Below are 16,078 nucleotides of genomic sequence, written 5' to 3'. Positions count from 1 at the left end.
GCTCTGTGGCATGATTAGCGCAGAGCAAACCCGAATTAGAGCGCTATGTTAGTTAATTTTTCCAAAATGCACGGCTTAGGCAACGACTTTGTTGTAATTGATAACATTACACAAAATGTATTTTTGTCTCGCGATCAAATCAAAAAACTGGCTGATCGCCACTTTGGTATTGGCTTTGACCAATTACTTATGGTTGAAGCCCCTTACTCCCCTGATCTCGACTTCCATTACCGTATATTTAATGCCGATGGCAATGAAGTAGAACAATGCGGAAATGGCGCACGCTGTTTTGCCCGCTTTGTGCGCATGAAAGGCTTAACTAACAAGCACAAAATTAGTGTCTCGACTAAGTCGGGCAACCTCACGCTATACATAGAAAAAGACGGCCAAGTGACGGTAAACATGGGCCATCCTAATTTTGAGCCTGCTAAAATCCCGCTTAAAGCCAGCAAGCGAGAACTTACTTATATAATAAGAGCTCAAGAGCACACAGTATTTAGTGGCGCTGTGTCTATGGGTAATCCGCATTGCGTGTTAGAAGTTGACGATATAGCTACCGCACAAGTTGAGGTGCTTGGTCCGCTGCTTGAAAACCACGAACGTTTTCCAAATCGTGCCAATATTGGCTTTATGCAGGTGGTATCGCAAGATCATATTAAACTTAGGGTGTGGGAGCGCGGCGTTAGTGAAACCCTAGCGTGTGGCACGGGTGCCTGCGCAGCAATGGTAATTGGCCACATTCAAAGCAAACTTAACACCACGGTACAAGTTGATTTACCCGGCGGCACATTACAAGTACGTTGGAGCGGCGAAGGTCACCCTGTCCGCATGACCGGCCCAGCCGAGCATGTATTTGATGGGCAAGTTGCCTTATGAGCGAGCTAACAAAAGAGCAAGTCGCTGAGTATTTGGCGCGCCACCCTGATTTTTTAATAGAGCAGCCAGAGCTACTTGCACAACTTGAGTTACACCACAAAACGCAAGGCGCCACCTCGCTTGTGCACATACAACAGCGCCAATTGCGCGAGCACAATACTCAGTTAAAAAATCAAATACACAGTATGAGCGAACATGCTGCGCAAAATGAGCTAGTGTATCGCTTGTTTAGCCAATGCCATCGCCAACTGTGGACAAACTACGACTTTAATACGCTTGCCGCAAATTTGCGTAATATTATTTGTACCAGCCCACACATTAGCGAGTGTAGGTTGGTAAAATACAATAACACTTTAGATGGGCTTATTGAGCACCGTCTTAGCCAATTTGGGCACTACTTAGGACGCGTTAATCAGCAAGAGCGCGAGCTATTATTTTGTGAAAACACGCAATCATCTGCTATTTATCTTATTGGTTGCGCTGAAAAACCCGTCGCTATATTGGCCTTTGGCAGCCATGATGAAAACCATTTTGAACCCGCACAAGATAACCTATTTGTGCTTGATTTTGTTCATGCATTGCAACTTAGGCTGTTGGAATTGGCATGAGCGACGAGACGCCTAACACTGAGCAATTAAGTGAGCATTGGCGTACACCCATTCATTTATTTAGTGACTATTTAAAGTACGAAAGACAGTACTCAGAGCACACTGTAAATCAGTATGTTAGCCAACTAAACTTTGCCGCCCTGTATTTTAGTAAATTATGTGATGACTGGTTTGGCGTACAAGGCGAGCATATTCGCCGCTACAGCATGGCGCTTCGTTCAAAGCAATTAAGTGGGCGCACCATTAGTTTAAAATTAAGCTGCATTCGTAGTTTGTATAAATTTTTAAAAGCCAAAAACATTGCTCAGCACGCGCATTATCATAACCCAGCACAAGGCATTAAAGGGCCTAAATTTTCTAAGCCTTTACCTAAAAATCTCGATGTAGATCAGATGGCAAGCCTACTAGAGATTAACGATGACGACCCATTAGCCATACGAGACAAAGCTATGATGGAGCTTATGTACTCATCTGGGCTGCGCATTAGCGAGTTAGTTGGCACCAACTTACGCGATATAAACGCCGCAAGCGGCGAAATATTAGTCAAAGGTAAAGGTAACAAAGAGCGCCTCATTCCCGTGGGTCGCAAAGCGCTCACAGCGTTAAAAAACTGGCTCAACATACGGGGGCAATTTGCAAAGCCTGACGAAATGGCGGTGTTTTTAAGCAGTAAAAAAAATCGTATTTCGGTTCGCCAAGTTCGCTTACGCATGCAAGAGTGGGGAATAAAACAAGGCATTAGCTCACAAGTGCACCCGCATAAACTTCGCCACTCGTTTGCCTCTCATATTTTAGAATCATCTGGCGATTTACGCGCTGTGCAAGAATTATTAGGGCACAGTAGTTTATCGGCTACGCAAGTATATACGCATTTAGATTTTCAGCATTTAGCAAAAGTGTACGACAACACTCATCCGCGCGCTAAAAAACAAACCGATTAGGAATGTAATTATGATCCGATTTAATCGTGCTCCTCGCCCTTTTTCAGTTATGAGCTTTGATTTAGACGACACACTGTATAACAACCACCCCATAATAAAAGCCGCGGTTAAAGCCCAGCAAGATTACTTAAACGCGCTACCCAGCTACTTACAAAAAGGCCCAAAATACTGGCAACAATGCCGCAATGAGGCCGTAATACAGTTACCTGAGCTTGCTGATAATGTAACTAAATGGCGCCAACATACGCTACGCTTAGCCCTTTCAAAGCTAGATTTAAATGAGCAAGAGGTAGAGCATCATGCCGATGCTGCCTATAACGCCTTTGCCGATGCGCGCAGTAAAATAGTGGTAACCGACGACGTACTAAAGCTGCTAGATAACTTAGCCCAGCACTTTACGCTGGTTGCAATAACCAATGGCAATGTTGAAATTGAGCGCTTTAACTTACGCGATAAATTTGCGCTAGTATTGCAAGCTGGTATGCACGGTAAAGCCAAGCCCCACGGTACACTGTTTGATAAAGCCGCCGCGCACTTAAACGTGGCTAAAAGTGAAATTTTACACATTGGCGATAGCCTAGATACCGACGTACAAGGCGCTAATAATGCAGGCTGCCAATCGGTTTGGCTAAACGACCAAGGCGCGGCTTATCACTACAAAGGCCTTGCCGATGTTGAAATTGCAAATATTCATGCCTTAGCGCACTTTATCAAATAGCCTAAATAGAGCTAAGAGGTTGCAATGAGCCATTATACCAAGCTAATTACCTTGCTATTAATAGGCTCGCTTAGCCTAAACGCTTACTTATTGTGGCCGCAAGAAAAGCCTGTAGTTGGCACACAAAAAATCCACAGCGGCAAGAGCATCAAAGCGCCAAAAAGTAACCTGCTCAGCCAAGCTCAACAGCAATTTACACAACACAAATTTGATGATGCTCTAAATACGTATCAGCAACTAAATCTAAGCGCTCCAAAAAAAGCACATACTTTATACGCTTCGTGGGTAGCACAACTAAAGCAATGGCTAAACACAAACCTACCGCTTAGCCAGTCATTGTTAAATACACTTTTAAATAAAGACCCTTACAATACCGAGTTACTCACTTTACACGTTGATTACCTAGTAAAAAGCGGGCAACGGCAAAACGCAATTATTGCGCTATTTGAGCTCTACCCATTATTAAACAAGCACCAACAAGGCCCTGTAGATAGGCGCCTTGTGCATTTAACGACAAACGAACTGCATAGTTTGAGTGAGCAGCAAAATTGGCAAACAATTAGTGAACAAACTCAAATTTGGCTCGACTATCAAAACGACAATAGCCATTTTTTATACGCACTCGCGCATGCTTATTATCAACTAGAGGACTTTATTAGCGCCTTAACAACTATTGAGCGCATGCCATCAAATCACCCACTACAAGCCGAAGTAACTGCCTTACACGCAATGATAGAGAAAGCTCAATCCCAAGATGACTTTATTGCACTTACCCCCTACGGCGCACATTACTTAATTAGCACCGAGCTAAATAGCTCAATCCAAACAGAGCTAATGATAGATACCGGCGCAAGTATTACTTCTCTTTCGAGTGACGTGCTTAACCAACTTTCACCCAGACCACTGTATTTAGGCGATGTAACCGTAAACACGGCGAATGGGCAAATTAGAGTAAAACGCTACCAAATTGAGTCGTTTAAAGTAGGGGTGCAAACTATTTACGGTTTTGAAGTGCTCAGTATTGAAAACACCCGCGGCCAAGGTTTGTTAGGAATGAACTTTTTATCTAGATATAAATTTAATATAAATCAACAAACAGATGAGTTAGAGTTGAGTGCTAAATAAACAAAAAATAATAAAAGGAAGTTTATGCGTACTCTACTATTTACACTACTTTGCTTTTGGCAATGTACTGCTCAGGCAACACATTATTTTGTAAAAGACAAAAGTTGTGAGGCTATTTCACCCGAAATAGAAATAAGCCTTAGCGCTACACTGAGAGATTTAGATAACCATCAAAGAAAAAGACAAAACCTTAGACAAAAAGCGCTGAATAAGTATAGCGAACAGTACAATCAACAGCATGAGCAACTATATGTAGAGGAACGCTTTACTACAAATAGCAGCCACTCTGCTGAAACTCCTACAATAAGCAGAGCCCAAAAAAAATTACATTACCTTATTAAGCTCACCCCCTCAAAAAACTGCAATCAACAAGTCGCTATGACTAGCGAGCTATTTATTTCTGGAATGCACAAGCACAGCCTCTCAAATACCATTGAGGGGAATGCAATTGATGTCACTTTAGACATAAACAGTTCCCCTAAGTTTACTCAATTTAACAACCCCCTCATCACCCCCACTAACTTTTTTGGACTCCAATTTGGCAGTAGCTATGAGCAGGTATTAGCGTCTCTCGGACTTGCTAGTTTATCGCTAAGCGATAACAATAACGCAATACTTGTATATGGAAGAAATCATGCTTTTCACTTTAAAAACAATGTATTTATAGGTTATCAGTTCCATGAAACGCTACTACCTATGGTGATAAATAATGAGCTTTCTTTGGCAAATGAAAAATTACAAATAAGCACCGGTACAGATCAGGCTATTTTCTTAGATACAGATTTAACCCAACCAGCAATTAATAAATTAAAAAACAGTTTTGATGAAGTGGAAACCGCATCTTATAAAGTATCCATTAACAAGTCAGAGCAAAGAGTTGTTGGTATATCGCACGGTGAATTAGTTGAACATATAAAGAGCAACACTCAATGCTATAACGGCACAATATTGGCCGATGAATACTTAAAAAAACACAAAAATAGTAAAACGCTTAAAGTGGTTAATGAAGATCATGACAATATAATCATTACTCCTTGTTATGAGTTTATATATGAAGGCAACGGCTACATTTCTAAATTAAAGCTTGTGGAGCCCTTTTCAACCGCTAAAATTAAGCTCGCCGCATTAGCTGGCTATATTAACCAAAGTACACAGTGGAACTTATCAGGCGTAAAATACAACGACCCTGTTGCAAGCCTTGCTAAGTTAGGCGATTACGACGAGTTCTTTGACTCAGCAGAATTTACTTCTCAACACTGGGATGGCTATTTTTATATTTATGACGGAAAGCTTTTAAGCGCAGAGCTTACAAGCAACGACTATTAATTTTTCTCTTTGAATCTTCTGTTAGAAAAGGACAAACATGTTATTAAACGATTTTTTACAGCAACTTGCAGACAACCCTAAAAGCATACAATTTAGCGATACCATGGCGGTAATAGAAGCTAATTACGATTTTACCGCGTGTGGATTTAATAACCACGGCTTACTTAGCTCTGCAAGCGAGAACAACGGCTCATGTAAAATTTTTGCGTTTGCTAAATTAAACGATTTAAGCAAGCAAAATACATTGGATTGCTTTGGTAAGTTTTACCGCGAAGACGTACTACAAAACCCTAAAGGCGATGATCACATGAACATTCGCACGTTTATGTTAGCGCCAGAAGCGACTCCATTTTTAGGCCTGAGCTTTGATGGTGAGCCACTAAAAGAGAAATAACACTAAGCTACTAAATTAAAGCGTTTTTTCCATAAAGTAACGCGTACCAGAGCGCGGATAGTTGTTAAGCTGATACTTAACCACGTATCCGCGCTTTTCATAAAAAGGCTTGGCCTGAAAATCGAGTGTATCGAGCTGTGCGGTCGTTGCACCTAGTTCAGCAGCTGATTGTTCAAGTGCCGTTAGTAACTTATCTGCAAGCCCTTGACCTCGCGCTACACCGCTACACCAAAGCCAACTAATCATCAGCCAATTTCCAAACACACACCCACTAATACCTGCAACAAGCTCACCTTGCTCATCAACAAATTTATAGCCTAATGGCACTCTTTGCGCATCAAAATGCTGCGCGTTAAATTCAACTATTTTAGTGCGAAGCGCTGAGTTTAACGCATCGGTATTATCTGCTTTTAATTGATACATGTACCGCCCTTAAAGAAGCAGATACTAGCAAACAAACTTAATTAAAAAAGGTTATTTTTTCCATAAGGTACTTCTAGCAAATTGCTGCTTGTTTTTTCGGGTTGGCCGCACATTTCATCGTAAGCGCTAGTATGGCGCAGTACCATTTCGGCGTAGGCTATTTTTTCAAAACGTTTTTGAATATGCAGCGGGCTGAGCGCTTTAACAAACTCGCCATTTTCTTCAGTAACGTAATACTCTACGTTATTTATAATGACAGACACTTGATAGAGCGCCATTTCAAGGGAGTGCGCGACCACTTTTTGTAATGGTTCGTGCTTTTTTAACTCAGAAAATTTCATACCCATAACAATCGCCTTTTAATAAAAAGTAACTTTATAGATACGCACCTTTGCTATAATCGCGATCAAATTATTACATCACTGCCTTTTAAGCTTATGAGCAATAAAATTCGACTCGCTAAATACATTGCTCACGCTGGTGTGTGCTCACGAAAACAGGCATCGCGCTTAATAGATGAAGGGGTAGTAACGGTAAATAATCGCCCTGCTAATCATATTGATCACGTTAATGAGCAAGACGACGTAATAGTTAATGGCCAAGCAGTTAAAGGGGCTGCCGATTTAGTTTATTTTGCGTACCACAAGCCTGTAGGTATCGACTGCAAATTAAATGAAAATGACCCTGCCAGCCTTATTCACCATTTACCTACCCTCACTCGGGTTTACCCCATTGGCCGATTAGATAAAGACTCTCGGGGCTTGCTTATTTTGACCAACGACGGAGATTTCTGTAATCAACTTATTCACCCTGACTTCCACCAGCCTAAACGTTATTTAGTCACGGTAGATAAACCTATTAATAATGCGTTTTGCGAAAAAATGGCCGCAGGAATCCCCGTAGATAAACAAGTAACCTTACCGTGTGAAGTAACAAAAATAGCTGACAACCAGTTTAGTATTATTTTAAAGCAAGGGCTTAACAGACAAATACGTAAAATGGCGCAGTACTGCGGCTTTAAAGTAATTGATTTATATCGGGCACAATTTAGCGAACTTGCTCTTTCAAGACTAAACCTACCTGAAAACCACTATATACAAATTAATAAAACAGATATTTCAAAAATCTAATCTTCGTTTAAATAGCGCACAAAAAAGTTAAAAAATAACCTTGCAAAAATAGATTACAGGTGTAGTCTTAATTTAAAGATTACATTTGTAGGCAATAAAATGATTGAGTTATCAAAAGCAGAATTCGACGTGCTTGATGCGCTTTGGATTAATTACCCAGCAACCGCCAGCCAAATTATTGAGCGCTTAAGCGATGACAAACAATGGCACGAAAAAACCATTAAAACCCTATTGGGTCGATTAGTTAAAAAAGGCGCACTGACCTTTGAAAAAGACGGCCGCCAATATATTTATACTCCTTGTATGGAGCGCGCCGACTACACATTAAAAGAAAGCAAAAACTTTATTGAGCGCTTTTTTAGTGGCCGCATAGCGCCGCTGGTAAGCGGGTTTGCTAAATCAGAGCAGCTTTCGCAACAAGATATAAACGAGTTAAAAAAGGTCATTGATGACTGGGAAAAAAACCAAAAGTAAGGAGTGGCTATGGATATTCAAACCCTGTTTAACTGGTTACTAGAGCAGCAATTATTACTCAGCATAATGCTTGGCGGGTTTATTATATGTGAGCGTTTTAGTTTAAGGCTGCTTGGCCCAGGCTTTGTGTATAAATTAGTATGCCTAATCCCCGTATCGTTACTGGTTGCAAACTTACCAAGTAACATTAAGCCACTGCAAAATAGCGCCATTAGCCATTATTTAATAACGCCTAACCAGCCCCTTATTAATAACTTAGGCCTAAATTGGGCCGTGCTTTATGTAGTGGTTAGCTTAGTGCTGTTTAGCATAGCGTTTGTTGTGCATATTCGCTTTATAAAAAACCTGCAGCTCAATTATTTAATTAATAGCGAACACACTCTAACCTCACACATTAAAACCTATACCAGTAATCATATTGCATCGCCAATGGTGGTGGGTATTTTGCAAAGTAAGCTCATACTGCCTAGTAATTACAAAACCCAGTTTGATAAAGCCACTTTGGCACTTATTTTAGAGCATGAGGCTGTGCACATAAAACGCAAAGATAACCTAATAAATGCCCTGCTGTTACTGACTACTATTTTAATGTGGTTTAACCCGCTCGCGTGGATGGCTTACGCAAGCTTTAGGCGCTTGCAGGAGCTAACTTGTGATCAGCGGGTACTTGCCAATAAAACCACACACCAACATATTTTATACAGCAAAGCCTTAGTTAACTGCGCGGCAGCAACGCCCGCAGGCCTAATGGCTTACTCACACTACGGAGATAAAAAAAACATGTTACAACGACTTACCAATATAAAGCACAGTAGCAATCACTCTCGCCTTGCCAAAGGTGGCTTACTGCTAATAGCAACAAGCATGCTTAGCGGTTTAGCCATAGCAAAACAGCCCCAAACTGAAATAACGAAAGAGGATCATATTTCACCAACAATACGCATTGAACCTGTCTACCCAGCCCAAGCCGCTAAGCAAGGCATTAGCGGCTCGGTTGTATTAAAGTACGATATAGCCGCCAATGGCAGAACAAAAAACATTAGTGTCATTCAATCTAAGCCGTCAGACGTTTTTGATAAATCAGCTAAAGAAGCGCTGGCAAAGTGGGAGTATAAAATCTCTGAGTCAGGCTTTAATGATGTACTTGTACAGCTCGATTTTGCTATAAACAGCGAGGTTGCTAATACCGATTTAATAGAGCGAATTAAAGTATCGCATTAAGGCTAATAAGTGATGCAAGAGCACAAAGCAAGCGCCCTTTTAGGCCGCTTGCTTTGTGGTTTTAACAATAAAATTAAATACTCACTACAATCATGGCAATGGCAGTGCCTAAGCCAATAAACCATACAAGCGAACGTATAATATCTAAGTTCAACCAATAAAAAATGCAATACAAAGTACGCGAAACTATATGAGTAACCGCCAAGGTTTCGGTTACTGCATTTACCGAGTTAGTTCCCAGTACCACCGCAATAGCAACGGCAAACACTGCAAGTGATTCAAAACAATTTTGATGAGCAGCGAGCGTTCGCGCACCAAAGCCCGTTAATTTTGCTTGTTGAGAACGCGGGTGTTTATTGTCGTATTGGCCAAACTTTGCCATTGCAATGGCCACTGGTATTTTTGCAAAATAAGGCATTAATACAGCAAGTAATGCGCATACTACTAATGTTGTCATAATTTATTCTCTTGTTTTAAAACCTAGTTATTTAACCAATACATATAACACACATACACAAAAAAGCCGCCAACACGTTTTATGACATACGCAGGCGGCTAAACAATAACATCATACTTACTATAGCTAAGTTTACCTATAAAGCAGTGCGGCATAATGTCGCAGGTGATGAATATTCACTATCACCCTTAATGCATCGCATTAATAACTAAAGATTGTTAACTTATAGACCTTATTTTTTTTACCGACGACCCCCATGACCTGGATCTTTTTCACTTTTTTAGCCGCCTTTATGCAAGCATGGCGAAATGCCCTACAAAGTAAATTAAGCGCACATGCAAGTGTAGCTGGCGTAACCCTTTCGCGCTTTATTTTAGCCGGCCCTATTGCTGCAGTGTATTTGTATGGTCTTTATCAATATAAAGACACAGCCATGCCTACCTTTAATAATGCCTTTTGGGGGTTTGTTATTGGCGCAAGTGTTATGCAAATACTCGCCACCGGCTTAATGGTAAAGCTGTTTAAAATGAATAATTACGCCATAGGTGCAGGGCTTGCTAAAAGTGAGGCGTTAGTAGCGGCTATTTTAGGGGTATTGTTTTTTGGTTCTGCGCTTAGCCTTCTTGGGTGGCTGGGTGTATTTTTAGGCGCTATTGCGGTGCTTTTACTTAGCGGCATAACCAGCGTAAAACACTTTGATGCTAAAACAGCGTTACTTGGCCTTGCCTGTGGTACCAGCTTTGCCCTTACATCGCTGTGGGTGCGTGAAGCGAGCTTAAATTCAGGGTTATTGTTTCCACACTCAGCTGCATGGGTTTTACTGTTTGTAATAAGCCTACAAACGCTTATATTACTTGGCTATTTATTACTAAAAGAGCCACACACTGTTGGCAAACTTTGGCAATATAAAGGCACCACTGCCGCAATTAGTACTTTTAGCTGTGTAGGCTCTATTGGCTGGTTTAGCGCAATGAGTTTACAGCACGTAGCGTATGTTAAAACGCTTGGTCAGGTAGAGGTATTTTTTACCATGCTAATTGCTGTACTTTGGCTCAAACAGCCACTTAAAAAGCAAGATACCGCGGGCTTAATACTTATAGCCATTGCCGCTGTTTTAGTAATGCTGCCAAATTGAGAACATAAAAAAGCGCAGGCTTTTAAACCTGCGCTACTATAGGCTGCTTATAACGTTTAAAGCGAGTATTAAGCGCTCTTTTTAAGAGCTAATTTTTAGCGTTATCACACCGCAAATGATCATGAGTACACCAGCAATACGGCCAAACGTGGCTGCATCACCGTAAAGTAATATACCCACTAAAAACGTACCCGCAGCACCTATTCCGGTCCATACGGCGTAAGAAGTCCCCATTGATATTTGCTTTTGTGCAAGCCACAACATAAAACCACTGGCTGTTAAAAATGCAATGGCCATTACTATACCCTGCCAGCGTGTGTCGGGATTTTGTGAAATTTTTAAACCAATTGGCCAGCCTATTTCAAGCAAGCCGGCAATGACTAAATAAACCCATGCCATTAAACATCTCTCTTTTTCAAAATTACGTCGTATAAATCTTCGCGGCGATCTTTTAAATTGCGCACCGTACCTTCGCTATGAAGAATTTTTAGCTTATCCATATCAAGGTCGCTAAATAGTAACATTTCAGTATTAGGTGTGGCTTCATTTAATGTTGCATCGTGCGGAAAAGAAAAGTCAGACGGGGTCAATACTGCCGATTGCGAGTACTGTACGTCTAGGCTTTCTACCTCAGGTAAGTTACCCACTGAGCCTGCAATAACCACATAACATTCGTTTTCGATTGCGCGCGCTTGCGCACAGTGACGAACCCGTAAATAACTATTTTTAGTGTCGGTCCAAAACGGCACAAAGAGTATATCAAGCCCCTGCTTGGCTAATATGCGCGAAAGCTCTGGGAACTCTACATCGTAACAAATTTGAATACCTACACGCCCAGCATCGGTATCAAACACGGCAATTTTGTCGCCGCCTTGAATCACCCAATCATTTTGCTCATGCGGGGTTATGTGTATTTTGCGCTGCTCGTCTATTTTACCGCTACGGTGGCATAAGTAACTTACGTTATAAATTTTATCGTCTTCGGCAAGTGGCATAGAGCCGGTAATAATATTGGCGTTATATTCTATTGCCATACGCGACATCGCGTTTTTAAACGTCTCTGTATATTCAGCTAAATAGCGGATAGCTTCGGTTTGATTATTCTGATCACCTAAACCCATAAGTGGCGCGTTAAAAAATTCCGGAAATAATATAAAATCGCTTTTGTAGTCAGATACCGTATCTACAAAGTATTCTACCTGCTTGAGCATTTCGTCAACCGACTCTACACAGCGCATTTGCCATTGCACCGCACCAATACGCACTATCGATTTAGTTGATTCGAGTACGGTGTCGGTTGGCTCATACATTATGTTATTCCACTCAAGCAAGGTGGCGTAACCTACAGACTCTTGATCCTCCGGCAGGTACTTTTTAAGTAACCGTTTTACCTGAAAGTCGTTAGAAAGCTGAAAACTTAAAATTGGGTCGTAAAGCTCTTTTTGGTCAACCTTTTCAATGTATTCCATTGGCGTCATTTCACTACTGTGGTTGTAATAACGCGGAATACGGCCACCGGCTAAAATAGCGCGTAAGTTATATTGGCGGCACAACTCTTTACGGGCATCATAAAGACGGCGCCCTAAGCGCATGCCTCGGTGGGTTTCGCTAATTGCTACATCTAAACCGTATAGCGCATCGCCGTCGGAGTCACTAAATACTCGGTCGTGCCCATCGGCTATATCTTCGTAAGTGTGAGGATTTGAAAAACGCGCGTAGTCTACTTGTACGCTTAGTGCTAAGCCCACCAGCACGCCATCATCTACAATGCCTATTTGCCCTTCAGGGAACTGATCTATCAATCTAAAAATAGTATGGCTTGGCCACGCGCCACCTAAATCAGGATAAGCCTGATCCATCAAGGTTTTAATTTGCGGATACTGCTCTTTTGTTAAGTTACAAATTTCTAGGTGGGTTTTTTCTGCCGACATACACAACTCCTTTGGGCATAATAAAATAAAAGCCGAATGTACGCTAAAGTACACTCAGCTTTGTATCATGTTTTTTACGTTACGCGTACTACTTTAAGCTGCGATAAAAAAGTGTAGTCACTTTCTCTTTTGGCAACCAGCCTGCGTATTCAAGGCCAAGCTCTGCCAATGGATCGGCTTTTAGTACTTGCTCTAAGCTTGCGTTATTTTGCATTGCTTTTAGCATTAAATCTTTGGCTTTTTTAACAAGTTTAGCATACGTTTCCAGCCCTGAACGGTCACTTACCGGCCCATGCCCGGGTATCACTATGGTGCGCTCATCTATTTGCTTAATAACGTCATTTACGGCTGCTAATATTCCATCAACACTGCCGCCGCTATCTACATCTACAAACGGCAAGCTGCCAAAGTTAAAGTAAATATCGCCCATGTGCACTATGTTATCGTTATTAAAAAATATCACTGAATCACCGTCGGTATGTGCATGGGCGTAGTGCACTACATGGGCGTGTTCGTTATTAAAATGCAGCTTTAAATCGTGGCCAAAGCTAATGCGTGGCAGGTAATCTGAGTTTGCACCGTGTTTTTCTTCTAATCGCTTATGTACGTTGTCGTGCGCAATGACATGCGCACCGGCTTTGGCAAAGCTTTCGTTGCCGCCAGTGTGGTCGCCATGATGATGCGTATTAATTACAAACTCTGCACTACCGGGTTTTAAGTCACTAATGGTTTTTTTAATGTCGTTTGAAAGCTTAGCAAATTGGTCATCAATAATGTAAATGCCATCTTCCCCTACACTTGCGGCAATGTTACCGCCTTGGCCAAACAGTACATACACACTGTCGCTTAGTTTTTCTGCCGTTACCGGATTTTCATCTGCATGTGTTGCACTGCTAAGTAATAAGCCTGTTATTAATGCGGGTAGTATTTTTTTCATTTTAGTTCTCTGTTGATTTATTAATGATTATATAGAACGTGATTAACTGTAATTTAGTTCATCGTGCTGGCTCTATCACTATTTGATGTATTAGCGTTTGTGGTAGTAAAGGCGTGTGCTTACCTTCAATGTAGTCACTAAAGCCTGCACGATAAAACGCGGATAGCGGATGCCCCGACTGCCCACCGGGCACTGCCATAATGGCGTTTTCTAAATGCCCTGGTTGGGCAATAAAGCGCTGCGATGCACCAAAGCTTTTGCCTTGTACGGCGGGCATGTAGCTATCGCCAAAAGCTGGCGCTACAGGCATATTTAAAAGCTTAGCCAGTATGGGCATTTGTTTAGCAAACGGGTGCTCAATATTAAGCGCATTTACTTTACCCCACTGCCAATTTTGCAAGTTATCCCCATACTCAGCCCCAAGTGCTGTCACTGTTTGGCTAAATGCACCTAATAACTGCTCGTCCCAATTTTTATACTCAGGGTTTACCCATGAGCCCGGCCTATCCTTAATAAGCTGCCATATAGCTGGTTCTAGATCGCGTTTTACATATTTAAGCGTGGCGTCTTGCTCATTAAGTTTGTTCTCCATGCTTGCAAATACAGTATTAATTAATGTGCTGCGGTAGTGTTTAACTAAGGTATAACCTACCGAGCTTGCACATGCGCATTGCTGCCAGTTTTCAAGTGCACTTATGTACTGTGCGTTTTTAGCTTTGTTTTTTTTAAGCTGATTAAGTAGCAATGTGTGCCATGGCGTTAAAAAGCGGGCTTGGTTATCAAGCTGTAGCGCGTAAAAGTCGCTCTCAGCAAAGCTTTGTTTTTCAAATAATCTATCACGAATTTGGCTCGAACGTGCCCCTAGCGCGTACCCGCCATTGCCAAAGCGTGCATTATCAGTGGCCGACACAACGCGGGAATTACCTGTCCATAATCGTCCATTTTGCGGGTTTTTAACATAAGGGCGCTGAAGCTCATTTTGCTGCCAGTCGGGTGAGTATTCGTTTGCATTAACACTTAGCTCACTCGGTGTTTTACGCGCCGGTATAGCGCCAATATGTTGCCATGCAGCACTGCCTTGGCTATCTACCACCATTAAATTTTGTACCGGAATACCCACATCGCTTGCCACATCTAGCGCATCATCTACGCTAGTGGCTTGCTCTAGTTTGAGCAGGTCCATGTTTACAGCATAAAGTTGGTGTGCAGCCCAGCTAAGTGCATAAGGCTGTTTATTTATATATTTTACTGGGCCATATTCGCTTAACGTTAATGGGTAGTTTTCTACCTCATCATTTGGCAGCGCTATTGGCTCATTTACTTGCCATGTTTTACTGTCATCATTTAGCGCTATCCAATCAGCGGTATCTATGTAGCCGTTAGTAAAGCCCCAGGCAATTTTATTATTTGTACCCACCACAATAGCAGGGGCGCCGGGTAGCGATACGCCAGTTACCTGAGCTTGCTCGCCATTTTGTGTGTAATTAAGCTGCGCCCTGTACCAAATAACCGGTACCGCCATAGATAAATGCATATCATCAGAGAGCATGGCTGCTCCCGTTTGGGTATGCGCACCGGTTACTGCCCAGTTATTGCTGCCGCGCTCTTGGTTTGGCTGAATATTTTTAACCGTGTGCTGTGCTTGCTCTGGAAGTTGAGGAATGGTGCCTGTAAACGGGGCAAGTTTACTGCCATCAAGCGCCGCTTGGTATTGGCTAGGTTGTGTTAAAAAATCAACCATGTGTTGCCCGTATGCTTGCTCAATATGTATGAGAGCTTCATCTCGCTCAAAGGTGGCACTTTGCAAATCAAGGTACATGCTAAATATAACTAATAGGCTATCTTCACTTTGCCATGGTTTTTGCGCTCCGCCTGTAAGTAAATACTCAAAGCTTGCAAAGCCAACTTGTGCCAGCCCTTCGTTTACACCTTGGGCGTAGCTGTTTAATAGTTGTTTATCGCTTTCGGGTAAGGTGTTTAATATAGCGCGGCTGCGTTTTCGCAATTGATGAAAGCGCATTTTTTTATCAAGCCCAAGGGCCGCTTTACCAAATAACTCACTAAGCTCACCGGCGGCGTTACGTCTTAATAAATCCATTTGAAAAAAACGGTCTTGCCCATGCGCATAGCCTAGCCCGTATGCCGCGCTATTGCGGTTTTCGGCCTTTATAACCGCCTGCCCTAGTGCATCACGCGAAATAGTAACCGGCTTATTAATTGCTGTACTTTGGCCTTTACCATCAAGTGTGGGCATACTTAAACTTAATACGCCATACACAAGCGCTGTACCAGCTAACCCTAAAACCACAACGAGTAACACTAGCCATTTGATTACTTTAAACATTAATTTGTCCTTTGCACCATTTGTTGCACATATAATAA

Annotated in this window: 18 protein-coding genes; 11 read left to right on the top strand and 7 right to left on the bottom strand. The window is 41.9% G+C overall.

Going from position 1 to position 16,078, the window contains the following annotated elements:
- The first annotated feature begins 45 nt into the window (after positions 1-45).
- The 7 genes from dapF to PSH48_RS17390 are packed head-to-tail and all read left to right on the top strand — an operon-like array spanning position 46 to position 5,988.
- Positions 46-876: a diaminopimelate epimerase gene (gene dapF / locus PSH48_RS17420; protein WP_004588980.1), complete on the top strand. Its 831-nt coding sequence runs from the start codon at positions 46-48 to the stop codon at positions 874-876.
- On the top strand, positions 873-1,484 hold the full coding sequence (locus PSH48_RS17415; protein WP_004588981.1) for a DUF484 family protein: 612 nt from the start codon (positions 873-875) through the stop codon (positions 1,482-1,484). The genes dapF and PSH48_RS17415 overlap by 4 nt, the downstream gene beginning before the upstream one ends.
- Positions 1,481-2,425 (top strand): tyrosine recombinase XerC, encoded by a 945-nt coding sequence (locus PSH48_RS17410; protein ID WP_004588982.1) that lies wholly within the window; start codon positions 1,481-1,483, stop codon positions 2,423-2,425. Before PSH48_RS17415 ends, PSH48_RS17410 begins: the two co-directional genes overlap by 4 nt.
- 10 nt (positions 2,426-2,435) lie before the next feature.
- Positions 2,436-3,143 carry an HAD-IA family hydrolase gene (locus PSH48_RS17405; RefSeq protein ID WP_138579751.1) on the top strand — a complete coding sequence of 236 codons (708 nt, stop codon included), beginning with the start codon at positions 2,436-2,438 and terminating at the stop codon, positions 3,141-3,143.
- A gap of 24 nt (positions 3,144-3,167) precedes the next feature.
- Positions 3,168-4,268: a retroviral-like aspartic protease family protein gene (locus tag PSH48_RS17400; RefSeq protein WP_273611961.1), complete on the top strand. Its 1,101-nt coding sequence runs from the start codon at positions 3,168-3,170 to the stop codon at positions 4,266-4,268.
- Positions 4,269-4,292: 24 nt separating this feature from the next.
- Positions 4,293-5,594 (top strand): hypothetical protein, encoded by a 1,302-nt coding sequence (locus tag PSH48_RS17395; protein ID WP_273611960.1) that lies wholly within the window; start codon positions 4,293-4,295, stop codon positions 5,592-5,594.
- Positions 5,595-5,631: 37 nt separating this feature from the next.
- Positions 5,632-5,988 carry a HopJ type III effector protein gene (locus PSH48_RS17390; RefSeq protein ID WP_029773753.1) on the top strand — a complete coding sequence of 119 codons (357 nt, stop codon included), beginning with the start codon at positions 5,632-5,634 and terminating at the stop codon, positions 5,986-5,988.
- A 15-nt stretch (positions 5,989-6,003) separates the two neighbouring features.
- Here the strand turns inward: PSH48_RS17390 and PSH48_RS17385 are convergent, their stop codons facing one another.
- Both PSH48_RS17385 and PSH48_RS17380 read right to left on the bottom strand, forming a co-directional pair.
- The gene (locus PSH48_RS17385) at positions 6,004-6,411 is read right to left on the bottom strand and encodes a GNAT family N-acetyltransferase (RefSeq protein ID WP_121636800.1); all 408 of its coding nucleotides are present in this window, start codon (positions 6,409-6,411) and stop codon (positions 6,004-6,006) included.
- A 41-nt stretch (positions 6,412-6,452) separates the two neighbouring features.
- A complete protein-coding gene (locus tag PSH48_RS17380; protein WP_004588987.1) occupies positions 6,453-6,758 on the bottom strand; it encodes a DUF6482 family protein in 306 nt (101 codons plus the stop codon).
- Positions 6,759-6,848: 90 nt separating this feature from the next.
- Between PSH48_RS17380 and PSH48_RS17375 the strand changes: the two genes are divergently transcribed.
- From PSH48_RS17375 to PSH48_RS17365, 3 genes are all read left to right on the top strand, one after another.
- Positions 6,849-7,541, top strand: coding sequence for a pseudouridine synthase (locus PSH48_RS17375; protein ID WP_248533341.1), 693 nt, complete (start codon positions 6,849-6,851; stop codon positions 7,539-7,541).
- A 99-nt stretch (positions 7,542-7,640) separates the two neighbouring features.
- Complete coding sequence (locus PSH48_RS17370; RefSeq protein WP_004588989.1) at positions 7,641-8,015, top strand: BlaI/MecI/CopY family transcriptional regulator; 375 nt, start codon at positions 7,641-7,643, stop codon at positions 8,013-8,015.
- Positions 8,016-8,024: 9 nt separating this feature from the next.
- A complete protein-coding gene (locus PSH48_RS17365) occupies positions 8,025-9,236 on the top strand; it encodes a M56 family metallopeptidase (RefSeq protein WP_273611959.1) in 1,212 nt (403 codons plus the stop codon).
- A 73-nt stretch (positions 9,237-9,309) separates the two neighbouring features.
- Here the strand turns inward: PSH48_RS17365 and PSH48_RS17360 are convergent, their stop codons facing one another.
- Positions 9,310-9,693, bottom strand: coding sequence for an MAPEG family protein (locus PSH48_RS17360; RefSeq protein ID WP_273611958.1), 384 nt, complete (start codon positions 9,691-9,693; stop codon positions 9,310-9,312).
- 256 nt (positions 9,694-9,949) lie between these two features.
- Here PSH48_RS17360 and PSH48_RS17355 point away from each other — a divergent pair, with 256 nt between their 5' ends.
- The gene (locus PSH48_RS17355; protein ID WP_171036168.1) at positions 9,950-10,828 is read left to right on the top strand and encodes a DMT family transporter; all 879 of its coding nucleotides are present in this window, start codon (positions 9,950-9,952) and stop codon (positions 10,826-10,828) included.
- A gap of 81 nt (positions 10,829-10,909) precedes the next feature.
- On the opposite strand, the gene PSH48_RS17350 is transcribed toward PSH48_RS17355, so the two are convergent.
- From PSH48_RS17350 to PSH48_RS17335, 4 genes are all read right to left on the bottom strand, one after another.
- The gene (locus PSH48_RS17350) at positions 10,910-11,227 is read right to left on the bottom strand and encodes a DMT family transporter (protein ID WP_004588993.1); all 318 of its coding nucleotides are present in this window, start codon (positions 11,225-11,227) and stop codon (positions 10,910-10,912) included.
- Positions 11,227-12,759, bottom strand: a complete 1,533-nt coding sequence (locus tag PSH48_RS17345) for a bifunctional GNAT family N-acetyltransferase/carbon-nitrogen hydrolase family protein (RefSeq protein ID WP_029773759.1) — start codon at positions 12,757-12,759, stop codon at positions 11,227-11,229. Before PSH48_RS17345 ends, PSH48_RS17350 begins: the two co-directional genes overlap by 1 nt.
- A gap of 88 nt (positions 12,760-12,847) precedes the next feature.
- Positions 12,848-13,696 carry an MBL fold metallo-hydrolase gene (locus PSH48_RS17340; protein ID WP_273611957.1) on the bottom strand — a complete coding sequence of 283 codons (849 nt, stop codon included), beginning with the start codon at positions 13,694-13,696 and terminating at the stop codon, positions 12,848-12,850.
- Between the two features lie 58 nt (positions 13,697-13,754).
- Positions 13,755-16,040, bottom strand: a complete 2,286-nt coding sequence (locus PSH48_RS17335) for a penicillin acylase family protein (protein WP_273611956.1) — start codon at positions 16,038-16,040, stop codon at positions 13,755-13,757.
- Positions 16,041-16,078: the final 38 nt, after the last annotated feature.

This window comes from Pseudoalteromonas sp. Angola-4, assembly GCF_028599265.1.
Taxonomy (GTDB): domain Bacteria; phylum Pseudomonadota; class Gammaproteobacteria; order Enterobacterales; family Alteromonadaceae; genus Pseudoalteromonas; species Pseudoalteromonas atlantica.
This window is presented reverse-complemented; position numbering and strand designations above follow the sequence as displayed.